Here is a 17,903-nt window from a genome sequence, read left to right as displayed (position 1 = left end):
TGATTATGCGCTAATATGTGAGAAAAGCTGACAGGAGGGAGAAGGCGTTGAGCCAGTCACTACCATCGCTGAATGCCCTCAGGGCCTTCAATGAAGTCGCCCGGACACTGAGCGTGACGCGCGCGGCAGAGGCGCTCAATGTCACGCATGGGGCGGTGAGCCGGCAGATTCGCCAACTCGAGGATCAGCTCGGGGTGAGACTTTTTCGGCGCGAAGGACGAGGGCTGGCGCTGACGGCGGAGGCGGAATATCTTCGTGCGTCGACCTCACAGGCCTTCGAGCAGTTGACCCATGCCTGCGGCCACCTGAGGCGTCGCGCGACGGGAGCGCCCGTCGTGCTGGGTTGTTCGGGAAGCTTCCTGGCGCGCTGGTTCATTCCGCGCCTGCATCGCCTGAAGGCGCGGTATCCGGACCTGAACCTGCATCTGACGGCCGACGAGGGCGAGAAGTGGCCGCTGGGAGCCGATGTCGACGCCGTGATGCGGTTTGCCGAGCCGCCCTGGCCGGCCGACGCCCAGGTGATCGAGCTGGCGCCGGAGCGCATCGGGCCGGTCATGGTGCCCGGCCTGATCGAGGTGGCAGCGCCGGACCCCGGCGAGTTGCTGGGGTTGCCGCTGTTGCACACCGAGTCCCGGGAACAGGCATGGCCACGCTGGTTCGCCGCCCAGGGGCTGGATGTGACGCAGGTGCGCAGGGACCAATCGTTCGAGCATCTCAACTACATGCTGGAAGCGGCCCTGGTGGGATTGGGCGTTGCCATCGCGCCGGCCTATCTCGTGGAGGAGGACCTGCGGGCCGGGCGTCTCGTCGCACCCTGGGGCTTCATCGACACCTCGGCCCGGCTCGGCCTGTGGCTGCCGCCGGGTGAGCCGGGCAGGGAGATCGAGCGGTTGATCCAATGGCTCCGCCTCGAACTGGAAGCTCGGTGAGCGGGACGGTGTAGCTGGCCGCCCGGTCTTGGGGGGCCTAGATACCTGCCCACCAGTTATATCCCCTGTCCTCCCAGAAACCGCCTCGGCCGCGTCCGATGTGGTCGAAGCTTTCCACCAGTTCGAGTCGCATGACGTACTTGGCCATCTTGTAGCCCAGTTGCCGCTCGGCGCGCAGCCGCAGCGGTGCGCCGTTGGCGATGGGCAGGGCGGCGCCGTTGAGGTCGTAGGCCAGCAACGTCTGGGGGTGATAGGCCTCGCGCAGGTCCAGGCTCTCGTAGTAGGGATCGCCACCGCCATAGCGGTCGGCGCAGTGGAAGACCACGAAGCGGGCGGTATCGCGCACTCCGACCCGGTCGAGCACGTCGCCGAGCGGCACGCCGGTCCACTGACCGATGCAGCTCCAGCCTTCGACGCAGTCGTGTCGGGTGATCTGGGTTCGCGCCGGCATGTCCCGCAGGGCTGTGAGGGAGAAACGGCTGGCGTGGTCGACCAGGCCATCGACGCTCAGGTGCCAGTCGCTGAAGTCGTTCGCCGCCAGGTGCCGGTAGTCAGCCGAGGTCGGGTCGGTGGTGCCGTTGGCGCGGAACTCGGGAGCGATATCGTCCGGGGTGTATTCCCGGGCCAGCGATTCCTGCGAGGCCAGCAGTCGATGTGCCTTCTGCGTCAGGGCGCCGCTGGCATCGAACAGGCTCTGCATGGCGTCACTGCGCGTGACGCGCTCGCAACCGCCGAGCAACAGAGCACCGCCCGCCAGCAGGGAGCGACCGAGAAAGCGTCGGCGGTTCGGGTCATCGGGACGCGTCATCATGGGGCTCCTTTTCGGGCGGCAGGACGTAGCGGCCGGTGATCATCGAGCGCAGGTTGTTCAAGACCCCGGAGGCCAGCACCAGCAGCACATGGACGATGAAGAAGACCAGCAGCGCCGAGGCGCAGATAAAATGCAGGGTACGTGCCGACTGTCGGCCGCCGAACAGATCCAGCAGCCAGGGCCAGGCGGCATCCATGGTCGGTGACATGGTCAGGCCGGTGAGTATCATCAGCGGGGTGACGAGGAACAGAATCAACAGATAGGTCAGCTTCTGCAGCAGGTTGTAGTGACGGGCCTGCTCGCCGCGCGGGAAACGCAGACGGGCATGGTCGATCACGAGCCGGCCGACGTGGCGCCACTCGTGGGTACGGGGCAGCAGGCGACGGCGCAGTTGCCCGCTGATCACCAGATAGGCCAGGTAGCCGACGAGCAGGGGCGCGAAGATCCAGGCGGCCAGGAAGTGCCATTGGCGGCCCATGGCGAGCCAGCGTGGTCCAGGCAGGGTCGACCAGGCGGGGAAGGCACGGATCTCGCGGTCGTCCCGCGGGCCGGAGACGCCCAGCACGCCGGTGGTATCGAAACGGTAGCCGCCGAGGCGGGTGATGCCCCGCAACTCGCCCTCGGCAGTGCGTATGGCACCGATCGACAGGGCCGGCGTATCGAAGTGGGAGTCCTTGCCCCAGTACAGCGCGGGATGTGCGTTGAAGATCTGCAGGCCGCTCATCAACAGCACGACCAGGCAGATGGCATTCACCCAGTGCCAGAGACGGGTGAAGAGGGCATGCCGCTTGATGACGATCGGGGCCTTGGATGTCGTAGGCATGGCACCACCCTGAGAAAGCGGGGAAATAATGGGGTCGGCCGACGAAGGCGAGCGCTCGCCGGCCGCTCATGGAGGCGAATGTCACATCTCGCCTTCCCCTTCCATCATGGTGTCGCCATCCTCCTTCATGGCGTCGTCTTCGTGCATGGGCTTCTCTTCCATGGCGTCGCCCGCGTGCATGGCATCCTCTTTCATGGCACCTTCCTGCATGCTGTCGTCGGACATGGCGTCGCCGGACTGCTCCATGCCCCCGCCATTGGACATGGCGTCCTCTTCATGATGATCCGCCAGGGCAGCGGTGGGCAGCAGCAGGGCGCCGCCGAGCAGGGCGGCGAACAGCAGGGTCTTGTTCGGCGTCGTGGTCAACATCGTGCACCTCCGATCTTGTGACGGTCGCCGGCGGAATGCCGGGACTGCATGAATCAAGCTAGTGGTCGCCGGGATGGCATTCATCACGAAATCATCACATCGCCGGGATCTTTTCGTGATGCATGGCAGGGATTCCGGCACTAGTGTCCTGTATCAGAGACGACGAGGATGGTGCCATGACCTATCGAATCCTGTGTGTCGAGGACAATCCCGAGATCGGGCGGATGCTCGTCGAGCGCCTGGCCGATGAGGGGCATCATTGCGACCGCGTGAGCGACGGCGAGTCGGCCCTGATCGCGCTGGAGGGTGGGGCGTCTGTGGCGGGGTATGACCTGGTGATGCTGGATCTCATGCTGCCCGGCCTAGATGGCCTGGAGGTATGTCGGCGATTGCGTCGCCAAGACAGCCGCACGCCGGTGCTGATGGTGACCGCCAAGGCGGCGATCCGCGACGTGGTGCTGGGGCTCGAGATTGGCGCCGACGACTATGTCACCAAGCCTTTCCACATGTCGATCCTGCTGGCTCGGGTCCAGGCCCTGCTGAGGCGCCATCGACATCCGGACGCGGGCGACGATGGCATCGTCGAGACGCCGCCCATGGTCCATGGCGAATTGGTCATCGATAGCGATCGGCATCGCGTGACTCTGGCGGGGCATGCCCTGCAACTGACCGCCAAGGAGTTCGCCCTGCTGGCCCTGTTCGCTCGTCATCCGGGGCACAGCTTCACCCGAGGCGAGTTGCTCGACCGGGTATGGGGCGAGGAATTCGATGGGTACGACCACACCGTGAACACCCATATCAATCGCCTGCGCAACAAGATCGAGACTGATCCGGCCCGCCCCCGATTCATCCAGACCGTGTGGGGGATCGGCTATCGATTCGCCGACGAGGAGAGAGACCTATCGTGAGTTCACTCTGGCGTCGGCTGGTGTCCCTGGGGGGCAGCCTTTATGCGCGCATCGCGCTGGTCTATCTGACGGGACTGCTGTTGCTTTCGGTGGTCGTTGCCTGGTTCGCCATCAGTCAGTTCGACCAGTTGGGGCGCGAGCTCCAGCAGCGCCAGGAAGCGGACCTGGCCGACAACCTGGCCGAGGTCATGGCGCCGGCCCTGCGCAGCGGTGTCGACAGTGATGTCGCCCATGAGATGGCGCGGCACATCGTGTCGATCAACCCTTCCCTGTCGCTCTATGTGCTCGACGAGGGCGGACGCGTCATCGCCGATTACGCCGAGCCGGCCTGCGCCCTGGGCAGCCGGGTGGCGCTGTCATCCCTCGAGGCGCTGCTTGGCGAGGATCCCATGCTGCCGGTGCTGGCCGATTCACCCTGCAGTGGACAACCCGGCGTGTTTTCGGTGGCCCGGATCGAGTACGGGCCGGATGGCGCCCGCGGTTATCTGTACGCCGATCTGAATAACGCCAGTCACACCTCCATGACCGCGATGCTGCGCACCAGCTCGATCACCCGGACGCTGGTGGCCGCGGGCCTGCTGGCACTGGCGCTCTCCGGCCTGCTCGGCTTGCTGTGGTTCGCTCTGCTGACCCGACGCTTCTCGCATCTGACGTCGGTGGTGCAGCGTTTCGCCGCGGGTGAATATCAGGCCCGCATCGCCGAGCCCCGCAGCGACGAGATCGGTCAACTGGGGCGCGCCTTCAACGACATGGCCGGGACCATCGAGGCGCAACTGGTGGCGCTGCGCGAGACGGATCGTCAGCGTCGCGAGCTGGTCGCCAACCTTTCCCACGACTTCCGGACTCCTCTGACCTCGCTGCGTGGCTACGTCGAGCAATTGCAGCGCCGCGAGTCGCTGTCGGACGAGGAGCGGCGCGTGGCCCTGACAGCGATTTTCGACAACGCCGAGCGGTTGACGCGACTGGCCCGGCAGCTCTCGACCCTGGCCCGGCTCGATGCCTATGACCAGCCGTTGCGGCGTGAACCTTTCGCGCTCGCCGAGCTGGTTCACGACATCGTCGGCAAGTTTCAGCCCCAGGCCGAGCGGCTCGGGGTGTCCCTGAGGGTCGACGTCGACCCGGCGCTGCCCTGGGTCGAGGCTGATCTGGGGCTTGTCGATCGCGCGCTCTCCAACCTGATCGACAATGCCCTGATCGCCGCCGCGCCTCAGGGCCGGGTATGGCTGGCAGGTGAGGCATCCGGACAGGGCGTGCGCATCGCGGTGAGCGATGATGGCGACGGCATCGCTGCTGCCGACTTGCCGCTGGTGACGCAACGCTTCTATCGAACCGCATCGAGCCGGGCCGGGGGCGAGGGGTCGGGGCTGGGATTGTCCATCGTGCGGGATATTTGCGAGCGGCACGGCACAACGCTGGAGATCGATAGCCAGGAAGGCACGGGTACCACCGTGGCCCTGACATTGCCGCGTGCCGCCAGCGTCGGGACAAACGTTTAATGGCAGCGTTGCCGCGATGACGAGGGGGTTGCTAAATTCGCAGGCGTCGCATTGCGATGCATGCACATTACAAGACAACAATGGAGTTTCTGGTCATGCGCAATAACAACAAGGCACTGGTGGCACTATCCCTCGCCACCCTGGCGCTTGGAACGGCCGCTTCCGCCTCGGCGGCGACCCTGGACGAGGTCAAGGAACGCGGTGAGCTGCACTGTGGCGTCAACGTCGGGCTGGCCGGCTTCTCGTCATCGGACGAGGACGGCACCTGGCAAGGCCTGGACGTGGAGACCTGCCGTGCGGTGTCCTCGGCTATCTTCGGCGATCCCGAAAAGGTGGCTTTCACTCCGCTGACCGCCAAGGAGCGTTTCACCGCGCTGCAATCCGGCGAGATCGATGTCCTCTCGCGCAACACCACCTGGACGGCGACCCGGGACAACTCCCTGGGGCTGAATTTCACCGCCACCACCTTCTACGATGGCCAGGGCTTCATGGTCGACAAGGAACTGGGCATCGAGAGCCTCGAGGACCTGGACGGCGCCTCGATCTGCATCCAGTCCGGCACCACCCACGAACTCAACCTCGCGGACTACTTCCCCTCCCGCAATATCGACATCAAAACCGTGACCTTCGACACCCCGGACCAGACGGCCCAGGGCTTCGCCAGCGGTCGCTGTGATGTGCTGACTTCCGATACCTCCCAGCTCAGCGCCCTGCGCCTGCAGTTGCCGGAGCCGGACAGCGTCGAGATCCTCACCGAGCTGATCTCCAAGGAGCCGTTGGGCCCGGTGGTGCGCCAGGGCGATGACCAGTGGTTCAACATCATCAAGTGGACGATCTTCGCCATGGTCAACGCCGAGGAAATGGGCGTGAACAGCGACAACGTCGACGAGATGAAACAGGATCCGCCCAATCCCGGAGTGGCGCGCCTGCTCGGTGTCGACGGCACCTATGGCGAGCAGCTCGGCCTCGGCAACGACTGGGCCTACAACATCATCTCCCAGGTGGGTAATTACGGCGAGGTGTTTGCCGATACCGTGGGCGAGAATTCGCCGCTGGGTATCAGCCGTGGCATGAATGCGCTGTGGAACGAGGGCGGCATCCTCTACGCGCCGCCGGTTCGCTGAGCCAACCTTCTGGATATGGCCTGCCCGGTCTGATCGTTGCGCAATAGCCGCCCGTGCATGGCGGCTATTCTGCGGCCCTGGCAAGTTGCCGGGGCCGTCGCAACGGTTTCGCCGCGTCAGGCCGGCTGATTCCTGCATCCGCCGTTCCCCTCCCTGATGGGTAGCGGCGGATCGTGATATCCCGCTCGAGGCTCGACATGCAGCGTTCTTCTACTACCGAACGGGGGCCGCTATGGCGTGACCCCGCCGTTCGTGCGTTGGTGATCCAGGCGATCCTGTTGCTGGCCCTGCTGGGCTTCATCGCCATGATCGTGACCAACACCCTGGCCAACCTGGAGGCACGTGGCATCACCACGGGCTTCGGCTTTCTCCAGGAGCGCGCCGGTTTTTCCATTCCACAGACCCTGATCGACTACAGCGGCGACAGCAGCTATGCGCGCACCTTCGTGGTGGGCTTGCTCAATACCCTGCTGGTCTCGGGCATGGGCATCGTGGCGGCGACCATCATCGGCTTCGCCGTGGGCATCTCGCGGCTGTCGAGCAATTGGCTGCTGGCCAAGCTCGCCGCCGCCTATGTCGAGATATTCCGCAATATTCCGCTGCTGGTGCAGATCCTGTTCTGGTATTTCGCGGTCCTGCAGGCTCTGCCGAGTCCACGCCAGAGCCTGTCGCTGTTCGAAGCCTTCTTTCTCAACGTGCGCGGCCTGGTGGTGCCGGCGCCCGATCCGTTGCCGGGATTCTCGGCGACTCTCTGGGCGCTGCTGCTGGCCGTCATCCTGGTGGTCGTGCTGAGCGTCTATGCGCGGCGTCGGCAGTCTCGCACCGGCAAGCCCCTGCCGGTCTTCCGCCTGGGAGCGCTGATCCTGATCGGCCTGCCGCTGGCGGTCTTTCTGGTCACCGGACGACCGCTGGCCTGGGAGGTGCCGGCGCTGACCGGGTTCAACTTCAAAGGCGGGGTGACGGTGATTCCCGAGCTGGTGGCGCTGTGGCTGGCGCTGTCGATCTACACGGCCTCCTTCATCGCCGAGATCGTGCGCTCGGGCATCCAGTCGGTGCCCCAGGGGCAGGTCGAGGCGGCGCGGGCGATCAGCCTGCCCGGCGACGTGACGCTGCGCAAGATCGTCATCCCCCAGGCGATGCGCGTGATCGTGCCGCAGCTCACCAGCCAGTACCTGAACCTGACCAAGAACTCGTCGCTGGCCACCGCCATCGGCTATCCGGACCTGGTTGCGGTGTTCGCCGGGACGGCCCTCAACCAGACCGGGCAGGCCATCGAGATCGTCGCCATCACCATGGCGGTCTATCTGCTGATCAGCCTGGTGGTATCGGCGCTGATGAACCTCTACAACGCGCGCACCCTGCTCAAGGAGCGATGACATGGCGACACGAACCGAGATGATCGAGGCGCGTCGTCCGCCGGACATGCGTCGGGGTGTGGTCGGCTGGCTGCACGCCAACCTCTTCAATGGCCCGCTCAACAGTGCGCTCAGTCTGGTGACCATCGTGCTGCTGGCCATGGCGCTTTGGCCCCTGGCGAAGTGGGCGCTGATCGATGCCGACTGGCTGGGATCTACCCGCGAGGCCTGCACCGGCGAGGGGGCCTGCTGGGTGTTCATCAGCGCCCGTTTCGAAACCATCATCTATGGCTTCTATCCGCACGCCGAGCGCTGGCGGGTGGATATCGTCCTGGCCATGATGGCATTGCTGATCGCCTGGCTGGCGATTCCGCGCTTGCCGGCCAAGCGCTGGGCCGGGCTCTTCGCCCTGGTCGGCTTCCCGATCCTGGCCTTCGTCCTGCTGCTGGGCGGACATTTCGGCCTCGAGGCGGTGCCGACCCGTCAATGGGGCGGGCTGATGCTGACCCTGACGGTGGCCACCGTGGGTATCGTCGGCTCGTTGCCGATCGGTGTGGTGCTGGCCCTGGGGCGGCGCTCCAAGATGCCGCTGGTGCGTAGCTTGTGCGTGGTGTTCATCGAATTCTGGCGGGGCGTGCCGTTGATCACGGTGCTGTTCATGGCCTCGGTGATGCTGCCGCTGTTCGTGCCCACCGAGGTGGAGTTCGACAAGCTGCTGCGCGCGCTGATCGGCATCATGTTCTTCTGGAGCGCCTACATGGCCGAGGTGGTGCGCGGCGGACTGCAGGCGATTCCCTCGGGCCAGGAGGAAGCCGCCAAGGCGCTCGGCATGGGCTACTGGCGTCGCATGGGGCTGATCGTGCTGCCGCAGGCGCTGAAGCTGGTGATCCCCGGGATCGTCAACACCTTCATCGCGCTGTTCAAGGACACCTCGCTGGTGCTGATCATCGGCCTGTTCGACCTGCTGGCGATCATCCGCGCCGGGCTCACCGACAGCAACTGGCTGGGCTTCGCCACCGAAGGCTATGTGTTCGCCGCGCTGATGTTCTGGGTGTTCTGCTTCAGCATGTCTAGATACAGCCAGTATATCGAGCGGCGCTTGCATACAGGTCACTAATTCAGCCCCTAATAACAAGGAAATATCGTCATGACGGCAAGCAATTCGGCAAGTGCGTCCTCCCCGGATTCTCCGATGATCCAGGTCGAGGGGCTCAACAAGTGGTACGGCGACTTTCACGTGCTGCGCGACATCGATCTGACGGTGGCGCGGGGCGAGCGTATCGTCGTCTGCGGCCCTTCGGGGTCGGGCAAGTCGACACTGATTCGCTGCTTCAATCACCTGGAGGAACACCAGCAGGGGCGCATCGTGGTCGATGGCGTGACCATGACCCAGGACGTCAAGCGCATCGAGCAGATCCGCCGCAACGTCGGCATGGTGTTTCAGCACTTCAACCTCTTTCCACATCTATCGGTGCTCGACAACTGCTGCATTTCCCAGACTTGGGTGCAGAAGAAGCCCCGCGCCGAGGCCGAGAAGACCGCCATGGAATTCCTCGAGCGGGTACAGATCGCCGATCAGGCCCACAAGTACCCGGGCCAGCTGTCCGGCGGGCAGCAGCAGCGCGTGGCCATCGCCCGGGCGCTGTGCATGCGCCCCGAAGTGATGCTGTTCGACGAGCCGACCTCGGCGCTCGACCCGGAGATGATCAAGGAGGTGCTCGACGTCATGGTCGAGCTGGCCCACGACGGCATGACCATGCTCTGCGTGACCCACGAGATGGGCTTCGCCAAGACGGTGGCGGACCGGGTGATCTTCATGGATCAGGGCCAGATCATTGAGCAGGCACCGCCCGAGACCTTCTTCAACAACCCGGAATCCGAGCGCACGCAGTTGTTCCTGAGCCAGATCCTCGGGCATTGAAAGCGCCGTGCCATCGGTTGCTGGTGGCACGGCGTGGCTTGCGTCTCAGGCGACGATCCGTAGGCACTGGCCGGCGTGATAGAGGGTAAAGCCGCCCTCGTAGACGGAGCTCCAGAGCGGCCTGGCACGCAGCGGTCGGGCCCGGCAGACCGGCAAGGGAAGCAGGCTGTCGTCGCCGCTGGTGAGGTAATGGGCAAAGCCCTTGCCGACAATCGTGCCGGTGGTGATGCCGCGACCGTTGTAGCCTGCCGCGGCCAGAATACCCGGCGCCGGTTCGAACAGGCGCAAGGTGTGGTCCGGCGTGAACCCGACCTGGCCTGTCCAGGTGCATTCCCAGTCCACCCGTCCCAGTTGCGGGAAGTAATGGCGCTGGATCCGGTCGGCCCAGCAGCGCAGGAAAGAGGCCGGTTTGGTGTCGCCGCAGCCCAGGCTGCCGAGAATCAAGCGACCCTCGGCATCGCGCCTCAGGCTGCTGAGTACTGTCCGGGTATCCCAGGCCCCCTGGCCTTCGGGCAGAATGTCGCCGGCAATCTCGTCGGACAGCGGCGGAGAGGCTACCTGATAGAAATGCCCGCGGAAGAAGACATTGCGCACCTGGTTCCAGTGTCCTTCGGTGTAGGCATTGGTGGCGATCACCAGGTGTGGTGCCTCGACGCTGCCGCCCGGTGTATCGACCCGCCAATGATCACCTTCGCGCTGGATGCCCTGGGCGGCACTGTGAGTGTGGAGAATGGCGCCTGCGCCATGGGCCGCCCGGGCGAGCCCACGGGTATAGGCTGTCGGGTTGAGGGTGCCGGCCCGCCGGTCGAGCAAGGCTCGCTGGATGCGGTGGGTGCCGATACGTCGTTGACACGCTTCGCCCTCGAGCAGTTCGACTGGCGCGCCGCACCTCGAGAATTGTTCGAAGCGTCGCGCTAGTTCCTCGGCACCCTTGCCGTTGTGAGCGAGGTGGAGGGTGCCGGTCCGGGTATCCTGGCAGTCGATGCCGTGTCGGTCGATGAGAGCGAAGACTTCGGCGGGGGCGTGGCCGAGCACCTCATTGGCGCGCTCGCCGTTTTCCGGGCCCAGAGTCTCGAGAATGTCGTCTGGCGGTATCCACATCCCCGCGTTGACAAGGCCGACACTGCGTCCGGAACCGCCACTGGGGATGTCGCCTGCTTCCAGCAGCGTCACCGCGACACCGGATTCGGCGAGGTGCAGGGCAGCACTGAGCCCGGTGATACCGCCCCCGATGATGGCGACATCGGCCTTCTCCTTGCCTTCCAGGCGTGGGTATTCCCGTTGTCGCTCGGGAGATGTGGATATCCAGATACAGGCCGATTTCATGGTGCCTCCCTGGTGTCGGTGGCGCTCGACCAGTCGTAGAAGCATTGAGGGTTGTGCTGCAGAGACTGGCGCTGTGCTTGTTGCCACTCCCGGATCTCAGGGGCATGTTCGCTATCGGGATGTTGCGTCAGCCAGCGCTCGAGGTCCCGGAAGGCGCGTGGCGAGTAGGGTTCGAAATCGCCCTGTGAGTGGAGCAAGGCCAGCTTGCGTTCCTCGCGACGCATCGAGACGATCAGGGCGCCGCCGGCCACGCCCCACAAGGCGATGATGGATGCGATCATGACGACGATGGCAGATGGACTCATGATGACTGACCTCCTGTGGATGTGGCGACATGGGGCGCTTCAGAGCTACGGTTCATGATCCACATGCACAGCGGGATCATCAGGGTCAGGATGACCAGGCCGCTGACCGTCTTCCAGGGCGTCTGCCCGAGGTTGGTGTAGAGGAAGTAGACCATGATGCCGAGCATGATGGCGGGGATCTGGTAGCGTATGACAAGCTCCCAGACGCGCGGCACGTAAAGGTCGGCACCCCGGTTGAGGCTTAGCACGCGCAGCCGGTGGGCATCGAACTTCCAACCGATGGCGATCATGATGATGAAGGTCGCCAGCGGCAGGCCCCAGTTGCCGACCACGAAATCCAGATAGCCGAGAATGTCGGCATTCATGGCACTCGGGATACCCAGTAGCCAGATGATGCCGCAGATGGCCAGTACGGCCTTGGTACGACTGGTGTTGCGCTCTTCCCGATAGGTCGTGACACCGACCTCGGTGATGGCAATGGCGGTGGTCAGGTTGGCGAAAAAGAAGCCCATGAAGAACAGCAGGGCCCAGACGTAACCGCCCGTCATGCTGCCGAAGGCATTGGCGAGGGCCACGAAGGCCAGTTCGGCCCCGGAGCTGGGTGAGATGCCGAAGGCAAAGACGATGGGAAAGACGGCAAAGATGGCAAGCAGACCGAAGCTGGTGTTGCCAATTGCCGTGAAGATGCCACCGCCTAGGGGGATGTCGTCGTTGCGGCCAAGGTAGCTGCCGTAGGTCAGGGCGATGCCCCAGCCTAGCCCGGTAGAGAACAGGGCCTGGCCCAGTGCCGCCAGCCAGGTTTCTCCCCGCGCCAGATAGCTCCAGTTGGGCGAGAAGCTGAACTCCAGACCGGCCATGGCACCCGGTAGCGTTATGCCCCGGATGGCGATTGCGATCAAGGCAATGGTCAGGATGGGCATCATCCACTTGGCCAGACGTTCGATGCCACCCTTGATGCCGAACAGCAGGATGCCGGTGACCAGCAGCATGGCGACGCTGTGCATGCCGACGTTCAGAGCGGTATTACCGCTGAAGGATTGCCACAGGGCAGCGGTGTCGAAGTCGGTCTGGGTGAAGGTGCCGGCCACGGCATGAAAGGCGTAGTAGATCGACCAGCCGACGATCGATGAATAGTAGGACATCAGTACGATGTTGAAGATCAGGATCACCAGGCCCAGACCGACGAGGCGATTGTTGCCGTAGAGCTTGCGGAAGGTTCCGACCAGTCCTTGCCGGGTATAGCGCCCGAGGCTGGTTTCGCCCATAAGGCCTGGCACTGCGATCAGGTAAAGCAGCAGGAAGTAGGCAATCAGGAAGGCCCCCCCGCCGTTCTCACCCGTCACGTAGGGCATGCGCCAGATATTGCCGGCCCCGACCATGGCGCCGACGACGGCCATCAGGTAGCCGAAACGACTACCCCACTGTTCGCGAGAAATTGTTGTTGTCATCTTTGGACTCCATGACACGTCCTGAATGGTCGGGCGTGCCGGAAACCGGGATATCGGGCACGCCCGTACAGCGCATCGCAGCCCTGTTGCAGGACCGCTCGCTCTCAGTCGAACTTGATTCCCTGGGCCAATGGCAGCTCGCGGGAATAGTTGATGGTGTTGGTCTGGCGGCGCATGTAGCTCTTCCAGACATCGGAGCCGGACTCGCGGCCACCGCCGGTCTCTTTCTCGCCACCGAAGGCGCCACCGATCTCCGCGCCGCTCGGGCCGATGTTGACGTTGGCGATGCCGCAGTCGCTGCCGACATCCGAGATGAAGGTCTCGGCTTCACGCACGTCGTTGGTGAAAATGCACGACGAAAGTCCCTGGGGAACGTCATTGTGCAGGGTCATGGCTTCGTCGAAGTCGCGGTAGCTCATGACATAGAGGATCGGGGCGAAGGTCTCGTTCTTGACCAGGTCGTCCTGTCGCTCGACCTCGACGATGGCCGGGGTCACGTAGTAGGCATCGGGATATTGATCGGCGAGCTGGCGTTCGCCGCCAAAGATATTGGCACCCTTCTGGCGTGCCTGGTCGAGTACGGACTGCATCTGGTCGAAGGCCTGGGCATCGATCAGGGGGCCAACCAGATTGCCTTCCATGGGATCGCCGATGGTCACGCCGGCATAGGCTTTCTTCACGCGCTCGACGACCTCGTCGCGGATCGATTCGTGGACGATCAGACGACGCAAGGTGGTGCAGCGCTGTCCGGCAGTGCCCACGGCGGAGAACAGGATGGCGCGTACTGCCATGTCCAGGTCGGCGCTGGGCGCCAGGATCATGCCGTTGTTGCCGCCGAGCTCGAGGATGCTGCGACCGAAGCGGGCGGCCACCCGAGGCGCAACCTCGCGCCCCATGCGCGTGCTGCCGGTGGCACTGATCAGTGGCACACGAGGGTCGTCGGCGAGGCGCTCGCCAGCCTCGTGATCCCCCAGGATCACCTGGCTGAGGTCTTCCGGGGCTTCATTGCCGAATTCGGCAATGGCGCGTTCCAGCAGCGCCTGGCATGCGAGGGCGGTGAGAGGGGTTTTTTCGGAAGGCTTCCACAGTAGGCTGTTGCCGCATACCAGTGCCAGGGCGGCATTCCAGGCCCAGGGAGCCACCGGGAAGTTGAAAGCGGTGATCAAGCCGATCGGTCCTAGTGGATGCCAACTTTCGCGCATGTGGTGGCCGGGCCGCTCGGAGGCGATGGTCAGGCCGTATAGCTGGCGCGACTGACCGACGGCCAAGTCACAGATATCGATCATCTCCTGCACTTCACCGAGGCCTTCCTGGTAGATCTTGCCGCACTCCAGAGTGACCAGGGTACCGAGATCTTCCTTGTGACGGCGCAACTGCTCGCCGAACAGTCGAACCAATTCGCCGCGGCGCGGTGCGGGTACCCGACGCCATTGTTCGAAGGCGCCCTGGGCACGTGTCACGCGGGCCTCGACGGCATCGGCGCCTTCGAGACGGAGCCGGCCGATCTCGCGGCCGTCGGTGGGGGAGGTAACCGCCAGGTCGCCCTGGCGATAGGCTTCCGCGGCGACACCGAGTCGCTGCATGAGGGGCTCGATCATTCTTCCTCCTACTGTTCGTTTCTGGGTGCGGAAAACGAAATCAGTATTGACGCGGTAGTTGACGCCCCTCAAACGACGTTTTATACGAAGATCATTCCTTTTTTTCGGGTTATAGCCCCTGCGATGAAAAATCATGGCAAGGAACCCTTCATGACAAGGAGCAGGCCATGGAAAGGAGAAGCGAATGAGTCGGCGACACCTGCCCACCCTGGCCGCCATGCAGTGCTTTGAGGCTTCGGTGCGGCACATGAGCTTCACCCGCGCCGCCGATGAGTTGAACCTGACCCAGAGTGCCGTCAGCAAGCAGGTGGCTCAGCTCGAATCGGTGCTCGAGCATCCGCTGTTCCGGCGGGTGCGCAAGCGGCTTCAGGTCACTCCGGAGGGGGCACTGTACCTGACCGAAGTGCGCAAGATCCTGGCGCAGGTGGAGATGTCTACGCGCTACATGCAGTCCTACGGTGGTCAGAGCGAAGTGCTCAATGTCACCACTCTGCCGACCTTCGGGGCGCGTTGGCTGATTCCGCGGCTCAATGGATTCCGCTTCCGACATCCGAGGGTCTACCTGAACATCGCCAATCGTTCGGAGCCCTTCGATCTGGAAGAGGAGCGTGTCGATGTCGCCTTTTTCTTCGGCCACGGTGCCTGGCCTCGGGCCGAATGCATCCGGCTGCTCGACGAGGAGATGGTGCCGGTCTGTGCGCCGTCAGTCCTGCCGGTCGGCGGCGTCCGGGAGCCGTTGGCGCTGACTCGGCTGGTGCTCTTGCAGAGCGCAACGCGCCCCGAGGCCTGGCACGACTGGTTCGAAGCCCAGGGATGCTATACCGAGCACAGTTACCATGGGCCGCGCTTCGATACTTTCTATATGGCCCTGAGAGCGGCTCGGGCCGGGTGTGGCGTGGCCCTGGTGCCACGTTTCCTGGCCGAGGAGGAACTACAGGCTGGCCTGCTGACGCTTCCCTGGTCGTTCGGCCTGACCAGCCGCGATGCCTATTACCTGGCCTATCCCGAGCACAAGGGAGAGGTCGCCAAGGTGCAAGGATTCATCGACTGGATACTCGAACATCGGGATGCGCCCGATGGCAGCTAGCGCGATGCTCCGTCCGGTGCGTCCGCCTCGGCACGGGCCAGTACATGGTCGACGAAGCGGCGCACGCGGGAGAGGTCGCCGAGATGTTCCGGGTGAACCAGGTAGTAGGCGTCGGGGCCCTGGAGCACGTGCGACCAGGCCAATGATAGCCGGCCCTCGGCCAGTTCGGCGTCGACGAAGAAGCGCGGCACCAGGGCGAGTCCGCCGCCGCTCATCGCCGTGCGGATAAGCATCTGGAAGGTCTCGAAGCGCGTGCCGTGGTAACTGCGATCGGTGGTGATGCCTTGATCGGCGAACCAGCGGTGCCAGGCATCAGGGCGTGTCGAGAGGTGCAGCAGGCGGCATTCGGCCAGGTCGGCGGCGCTCGAGGGACGCTGCCGGGCCAGGTAGGCGGGCGAGCCGACCGCGACCACTTCCTCGTCGAACAGCTTGTGGCATTCCAGGTTTGGCCAGCTGCCGTGGCCATGGAAGATGGCCACGTCGATATCCTCCTGATCCAGGTCGAAGGTCTCGACGTGGTCGCGAACACTCAGGTCGATACGCGGGTTGGCATCCAGGAAGTCGGGCAGTTGGCGGGCCAGCCAGCGGGCCCCGAAGGTAGGCAGGCTGGCCACCCGCAGCACCTCGCTCTGGCCGCCGTAGGTCATGATGGTGTTCGCCGACATCTCGATCTGGGCCAGGATCTTGCGCACCTCGGTCAGGTACAGCGAGCCTTCCGGTGTCAGCACCAGGCTGCGGCGCACGCGCCGGAACAGCTTGTGCTGCAGATACGCTTCGAGTTGCGCCACCTGTTTGCTGACGGCGCTCTGGGTGATACTCAGTTCAGCGGCGGCGCGGGTGAAGCTCATGTGGCGTGCGGCCGCCTCGAAGCATTGCATGGTGATGGTCGAGGGCAGGTGGCGTGTCGTCATGCCAGGGCTCCGGGATTCATGGATTCTTGATAGTCATGCAATGATGTGTCGAGCTGAGCCGTAAGCCGCAAAATCGTGCTTCTTGTCGTGGGTCAGGATAATGCATGAGTCAAAGGAATGGATAGCGCGCTTTTTTTCGTTTGAAGCCCGAAACGCGACTCTGTTCTCATCTGGCCATACGCATCCCACAGGAAGGCGACATGGATCTCCCGTACATCAGTGATTCTCTCGGCATCGTTCATCCCGTCTGCATTGAACGAGGCCGGAACGCCGAAGTCTGGGATGAGCAGGGCAATCACTATGTCGATTTCGTCGGCGGTATCGGCGTGCTCAACCTGGGGCATGGTCATCCCGCCGTAATCGAGGCGGTCAAGACTCAGGTCGACACCCTGATGCATTCCGCCTTCAATGCCCTGCCGCATCGTGGCTATCTCGAAGTGGCCAGGGCTCTGGATACTTTCGTGCCGGTGTCGTATCCGCTTTCCTGCATGCTCACCAACAGTGGAGCCGAGGCCACCGAGAACGCCCTCAAGATCGCTCGCGCTGCCACCGGGCGTCAGGGAGTGATCGCATTCGACGACGGTTTCCATGGTCGCACGCTGGCGGCGCTGAACCTCAACGGCAAGGTCAAGCCCTACAAGAATCGACTCGGTGTCTTGCCGGGACCGGTGCAGCATCTTCCCTTCCCGAGTCGCGACGGCGGAGTCGATGCCGACACCGCCATGACAGCTCTGGAGCGGTTGTTCGACGTCGAGATACCCGCCGACGAGGTCGCCTGCATCATCGTCGAGCCCGTTCAGGGCGAGGGTGGCTTTCGTCTGCTGTGTGCCGATTTCGCCGTGCGTTTGCGGGCACTGTGCGAGGCCCACGGTATCCTGCTGATCTTCGACGAGATCCAGTCCGGTTTCGGGCGCACCGGCAAGCGTTTCGCCTTTTCCCATCTGGGTGTCGAACCCGATCTGCTGCTGATGGGCAAGAGCATGGCCGCCGGGCTGCCGCTGGCGGCTGTGGCCGGCAAGGGAGAGATCATGAACGCTCCTCCAAAGGGCGGCCTGGGTGGCACCTATTCGGGCAATGCCGTTGTTTGCGCCGCGGCCCGGACGGTGATGGAGGTGATGAGCGAGGATCGCCTGGCCGGCTGGAGCGAGCGCCAGGAGACGATGATGCTGGAGGCGTATCGTGACTGGAGGGCATCCGGCCGCTATCCGATGCTTGGCGAAATGACCGGCGTGGGTGCCATGCGCGGTATCGTCTTCGAAGATACGCCTGGTGCCACCGGCGCCGAACATCTAGCGGCTCTGCTGGCCGCCGGCCGCGAGGAGGGCGTACTGTTGATGCCCAGCGGGCGGCGGCGCAACGTGCTGCGCTTGTTGCCTCCGCTGACCACTGAACCCGAGGTGCTGGGAGAAGGCTTGGCGAGACTCGAGAGAGCCTTGGGACGGCTGCAGCCATGATCGCCGGGCCCGGTAGTGTTCTGCACCGTCCTGCGCGA

17 protein-coding genes are annotated in these 17,903 nt (G+C 64.1%); 9 read left to right on the top strand and 8 right to left on the bottom strand.

What is annotated here, in order from left to right; genetic code table 11:
* Nucleotides 1-47 precede the first annotated feature (47 nt).
* A complete protein-coding gene (locus HELO_RS18285) occupies nt 48-929 on the top strand; it encodes a LysR family transcriptional regulator (protein WP_013334079.1) in 882 nt (293 codons plus the stop codon).
* Between the two features lie 37 nt (nt 930-966).
* Here HELO_RS18285 and HELO_RS18280 read toward each other — a convergent pair whose 3' ends face one another.
* The 3 genes from HELO_RS18280 to HELO_RS18270 form a co-directional block, all read right to left on the bottom strand.
* Nucleotides 967-1,740 (bottom strand): molybdopterin-binding protein, encoded by a 774-nt coding sequence (locus HELO_RS18280; RefSeq protein WP_013334078.1) that lies wholly within the window; start codon nt 1,738-1,740, stop codon nt 967-969.
* The gene (locus HELO_RS18275) at nt 1,721-2,563 is read right to left on the bottom strand and encodes a cytochrome b/b6 domain-containing protein (RefSeq protein WP_013334077.1); all 843 of its coding nucleotides are present in this window, start codon (nt 2,561-2,563) and stop codon (nt 1,721-1,723) included. The genes HELO_RS18280 and HELO_RS18275 overlap by 20 nt, the downstream gene beginning before the upstream one ends.
* 81 nt (nt 2,564-2,644) lie before the next feature.
* Entirely contained in the window at nt 2,645-2,932 is a 288-nt protein-coding gene (locus HELO_RS18270; RefSeq protein WP_013334076.1) for a hypothetical protein, read from the bottom strand.
* A 176-nt stretch (nt 2,933-3,108) separates the two neighbouring features.
* On the opposite strand from HELO_RS18270, the gene HELO_RS18265 reads away from it, so the two are divergent.
* The 6 genes from HELO_RS18265 to HELO_RS18240 all read left to right on the top strand — a co-directional run bounded on the left by HELO_RS18265 (nt 3,109) and on the right by HELO_RS18240 (nt 9,736).
* The gene (locus HELO_RS18265) at nt 3,109-3,840 is read left to right on the top strand and encodes a response regulator transcription factor (RefSeq protein ID WP_041602275.1); all 732 of its coding nucleotides are present in this window, start codon (nt 3,109-3,111) and stop codon (nt 3,838-3,840) included.
* Entirely contained in the window at nt 3,837-5,336 is a 1,500-nt protein-coding gene (locus HELO_RS18260; protein ID WP_013334074.1) for a sensor histidine kinase, read from the top strand. The genes HELO_RS18265 and HELO_RS18260 overlap by 4 nt, the downstream gene beginning before the upstream one ends.
* 95 nt (nt 5,337-5,431) lie before the next feature.
* Nucleotides 5,432-6,460 carry an amino acid ABC transporter substrate-binding protein gene (locus HELO_RS18255; protein ID WP_013334073.1) on the top strand — a complete coding sequence of 343 codons (1,029 nt, stop codon included), beginning with the start codon at nt 5,432-5,434 and terminating at the stop codon, nt 6,458-6,460.
* Nucleotides 6,461-6,657: 197 nt separating this feature from the next.
* The gene (locus tag HELO_RS18250) at nt 6,658-7,836 is read left to right on the top strand and encodes an amino acid ABC transporter permease (RefSeq protein ID WP_013334072.1); all 1,179 of its coding nucleotides are present in this window, start codon (nt 6,658-6,660) and stop codon (nt 7,834-7,836) included.
* 1 nt (nt 7,837) lies between these two features.
* Nucleotides 7,838-8,932 carry an amino acid ABC transporter permease gene (locus HELO_RS18245; RefSeq protein ID WP_013334071.1) on the top strand — a complete coding sequence of 365 codons (1,095 nt, stop codon included), beginning with the start codon at nt 7,838-7,840 and terminating at the stop codon, nt 8,930-8,932.
* 30 nt (nt 8,933-8,962) lie between these two features.
* Nucleotides 8,963-9,736 carry an amino acid ABC transporter ATP-binding protein gene (locus tag HELO_RS18240; RefSeq protein WP_013334070.1) on the top strand — a complete coding sequence of 258 codons (774 nt, stop codon included), beginning with the start codon at nt 8,963-8,965 and terminating at the stop codon, nt 9,734-9,736.
* A gap of 45 nt (nt 9,737-9,781) precedes the next feature.
* Here HELO_RS18240 and amaA read toward each other — a convergent pair whose 3' ends face one another.
* The 4 genes from amaA to amaB form a co-directional block, all read right to left on the bottom strand.
* A complete protein-coding gene (amaA, locus tag HELO_RS18235) occupies nt 9,782-11,062 on the bottom strand; it encodes an L-pipecolate oxidase (protein ID WP_013334069.1) in 1,281 nt (426 codons plus the stop codon).
* Nucleotides 11,059-11,367, bottom strand: coding sequence for a hypothetical protein (locus HELO_RS18230; RefSeq protein WP_013334068.1), 309 nt, complete (start codon nt 11,365-11,367; stop codon nt 11,059-11,061). The genes amaA and HELO_RS18230 overlap by 4 nt, the downstream gene beginning before the upstream one ends.
* Complete coding sequence (locus tag HELO_RS18225) at nt 11,364-12,815, bottom strand: sodium-dependent transporter (RefSeq protein ID WP_109637554.1); 1,452 nt, start codon at nt 12,813-12,815, stop codon at nt 11,364-11,366. Before HELO_RS18225 ends, HELO_RS18230 begins: the two co-directional genes overlap by 4 nt.
* A 104-nt stretch (nt 12,816-12,919) precedes the next feature.
* Nucleotides 12,920-14,413, bottom strand: a complete 1,494-nt coding sequence (gene amaB, locus HELO_RS18220; RefSeq protein WP_013334066.1) for an L-piperidine-6-carboxylate dehydrogenase — start codon at nt 14,411-14,413, stop codon at nt 12,920-12,922.
* Nucleotides 14,414-14,597: 184 nt separating this feature from the next.
* On the opposite strand from amaB, the gene HELO_RS18215 reads away from it, so the two are divergent.
* A complete protein-coding gene (locus HELO_RS18215) occupies nt 14,598-15,500 on the top strand; it encodes a LysR family transcriptional regulator (RefSeq protein ID WP_013334065.1) in 903 nt (300 codons plus the stop codon).
* Here HELO_RS18215 and HELO_RS18210 read toward each other — a convergent pair.
* Complete coding sequence (locus tag HELO_RS18210) at nt 15,497-16,411, bottom strand: LysR substrate-binding domain-containing protein (protein ID WP_013334064.1); 915 nt, start codon at nt 16,409-16,411, stop codon at nt 15,497-15,499. The two genes, HELO_RS18215 and HELO_RS18210, sit on opposite strands and share 4 nt — an antisense overlap.
* Before the next feature lie 200 nt (nt 16,412-16,611).
* Between HELO_RS18210 and HELO_RS18205 the strand changes: the two genes are divergently transcribed.
* Nucleotides 16,612-17,865 (top strand): 2-aminoadipate transaminase, encoded by a 1,254-nt coding sequence (locus HELO_RS18205; protein ID WP_013334063.1) that lies wholly within the window; start codon nt 16,612-16,614, stop codon nt 17,863-17,865.
* Nucleotides 17,866-17,903 lie beyond the last annotated feature (38 nt).

Origin of the sequence: Halomonas elongata DSM 2581 (genome assembly GCF_000196875.2) — a bacterium.
Lineage (GTDB): Bacteria > Pseudomonadota > Gammaproteobacteria > Pseudomonadales > Halomonadaceae > Halomonas > Halomonas elongata.
This window is presented reverse-complemented; position numbering and strand designations above follow the sequence as displayed.